The 3333-nt window shown below is 68.8% G+C and carries 1 protein-coding gene; it reads left to right on the plus strand.

Annotated elements, in window-relative coordinates:
* On the plus strand, positions 1-3333 hold a 3333-nt coding region (locus tag N912_RS64935), incomplete at both ends, for a hypothetical protein (protein WP_037070445.1).

Genomic DNA, 3333 nt, shown 5'->3' on the forward strand with positions numbered 1-3333 from the left:
CCAGCCACAAGATCCCCGTCTACAACGACGACCCGATCCACACCCCCGCCAGGACCGAGATCTGCGGGAACTACTGCTCCAACAACATCCCGGAGAAGAACTGGGCGCCGGGTGAGGTCAAGGTCGGCGAGAAGGCCGTCGGCGACAACAACGGGCTCAGCGTGGTCACCCCGGACGGCACCGGCAAGGGCGGCACGGTCGGCTGCGACGGCGACTGCAACCTGACCAGGCCGAAGGACATGGAGCAGGCGCCCGAGCTCAAGGGCGTCCATCTCATCGAGCCGATGGTCAAGCGGGGCGAGCTGGCGACCCAGCCGGCCGTGCTCGAGTTCCGAGGCCCCGACGACCCGCACCACAAGCCCGCCGAGGTCCAGCACTGGGTCGGCCCGGACGGCAACAGGTCCCAGTGCGACTCGACCAACGGCCCCTGCCACATCGGCATGGTCTACGGCCCCGGCGGCGGGGTGGTCTGCACCGGCGCCGGCTGCGACAGCACCAACACCAAGGGCCAACACCTGGCGGGCGCCGGTTACCTGCTGTTCCCCACCGTCGACAAGGACGGCAAGATCACCGGCCACAGCGGCTACGGCTGTGAGACGTTCGGGCAGTGCACGGCCAGCGAGGGGCTGAAGAACCTAGGCACGTTGAGCCCCGGGCAGGTGCACCCGGCCTGGATGGGCGGCATCGACCCCAGCTACCTGCGGCCCGGCCAGGACACCCCGGTCGACAAGCACATCTACGAGGCCCTCGCGCCGCTCGGGATCAAACCGGGCGACCCGCTGCCCCCGCTGGACGCGGCCGGGGAGCAGCTGCTCCGGGACTACGACCATGACCACAACACGCACTTCTACGACCAGTACATGGCCGACCTGCCGGAGCTGACCACGGGCCAGAAGGACATGGCCGTCCTCAAGGTCGCCGGCGCGTGGGACACCCTGCAGGACCGCAGCCAGAAGCTCGAGACCCAGCTGCCCGGGCTGCAGAAGGCGGTGGAGGCCCAGAAGCTCTACAACGAGGGCAAGCTCAGCCAGGCCGAGCTGCAGCCGCACCTGAAGGTGATCAAGCAGGCGCTGAGCATGGACCGGGAGTACGCCAACGCCCGCGCCCTGGTCGACAGCATCAGCGGCCTCACCTACCAGCCGCGGACCAGCGAGCAGGACCAGAAGACGGGCGCCGACCCCAAGATCCTCCAACCGGGGCAGGGCGAGAGCATCCGCGACGCCGAGAAGCGGACCGCCGACACCAAGCTCCCCGAGATGGGCGTCGACGCCGCCACCGGCAAATCCCCCAAGCTCAACCAGGAGGAGCAGGCGAAGGCCAGCGCCGCGACGGTCGTAGGCGTATACCTGCCGACCCGCATCGAGGCGCTGAACCAGGAGTGGGACCAGTGGAACGCCCGCAACGAGGAGCTGAAGGCCGGCGGCGCCACCCAGGACCAGGTCGACCAGATGGACCAGTGGTCCAAGCAGCTCGGTGGCAAGCAGGAGGCCATCAAGGCCGTCCAGGGCAACATCGCGGGCCTGCAGAAGGACCTTCCCGGCAAGGTCAAGATGTCGCCCCACGATCAGCGCCTGGCAGACATGACGGCGTTCGAGGCGCGCGGGGACCCCAAGCTGGCCGAGCGGCTGCGGGCCTGGGACAAGCTGCAGACCGACGCCGAGGGCCTGGCCACCGAGATGGAGGCCCCCACCGCCAGCCAGTACCGGCAGCAGCTGGCCAAGGAGTACTACCGGCCGCTGTCCACCCTGGCCGGGCTCAACTACAACACCCTGGCCCACGACCAGGGCTCACGCGACCCGCACAGCCAGATCGGCGACATGCCGCTGCCCTCCACCGGGCACCCCGACCTCTACCTGGCGGCCCTCTCGGCCTACAACAGCACCCCGCAGAACGAGAACGCCGCGAGGAACGCCCAGCTCGCCGGGCTCCTTGACCAGGGCGGCGCGAAGGCCGACAAGGAAGGGAAGTCGCTCGCGCCCGGTGCGACCCCGGCCGACCGCCGCGCCGATCTCGCCGCCCAGGGCATCGTCGACGAGCCGGGATTGTGGCGGAAGTACTTCCAGGACCTGGGGGTCCGGGACCTCGCCGACGTCAACCAGCTCAGCGAGGAGGAGAAGAAGCAGCTCGGCGTCCCCGTCGACGCGATCGAGCAGTACAAGAAGAGCCACCCGGAAAAAGGCCCGATCACCGCGAACGGCATCTTCGTCAAGGACGACAAGGACGGCATGTACTACGCGGACTTCACCTTCACCGGGGAGTTCCTCAAGGTCGAACAGCGCTCGGGCTTCTACGAGGCCAAGGTCGGTGACCCGCCGGGGAAGAAGCCCGAGTACGAGCAGAAGATCTTCGACCGCAACGGTCATCGCTACAGCGACTTCGACGACTTCTACACGCACAACCGCATGTACAAAGAGGGCACCCAGATCTCGACGTCGAGGAACTGGAGCACGGCCCGCGCCACCACCGCGAGCGGCGACACCTACTACACCGGCGGCGGTAAGAAGCCGCCGAACTGGTGGGAGCGGAACTCCGACTGGGTGCTCGGCGTGCCCATGGTCGTCGGCGGAATCATGACCCTGCCCGCCGGCGGGTGGGCCGTGGCGGGCTTCGGGATCATGGGCGCCGCCGGTGCGGTGGGTGCCGTCGAGAAGGTCAACCACCTGCAGGAGATGTCCGACCACGGGGTGAGCATCAACCCGTTCGGCTCCGGCGACGCCGGCCGCGAGGCCCGCTCGACCTGGCTGGGCCTCGGCGGGGACCTGCTCTCGCTGGGCGCCATGGGTCCCGCGATGGGCGCCGCCAAGGCCGGCGCAACCGCGTACAAGGCCTACAAGAGCGGAGACGAGGTCCTCGCCGCCACCAGCGCGGCCGAGGCATTGAAGACCGGCTACTCGCCCGTCGCGAAGTGGGCCAACCGAGCCGCCATCGCCGACTACACCTACCTCAACATCTCGGCGACCCACGACTACCTGAACTCCGACGAGCACTCCGGATGGAAGACCCGCCAGACGGTGATGGGCTGGGCCATGCTCGGCATGCCGATGGCGTCGCATCGCGTGATGGAGCGGTTCGCGCCGGGTAAGACCCTCGGTGCGCGGATGAACGCCCTGGTCCACAGCGGCGGGACGAGCCTGACCATGCCCCCGGGCCTGACCGGCTCCGGCCTGCCCGCCCAGATCCGGGTCATCGAGGGCCAGAACGGCGAAGTGGCCTCCGTGAAGGGCGCCGAGGGCGAGGTCCGAGAGGTCCGCAACGCACCCAGCAACCAGATCCCCGAAGAGAGATCACGCGTCTTCGAGGTCAACTCCCAGGGCGAAACCCGAGAAGTCCGCA

Source organism: Actinospineispora acaciae DSM 45401, from assembly GCF_000620785.1.
Classification (GTDB): domain Bacteria; phylum Actinomycetota; class Actinomycetes; order Mycobacteriales; family Pseudonocardiaceae; genus Pseudonocardia; species Pseudonocardia acaciae.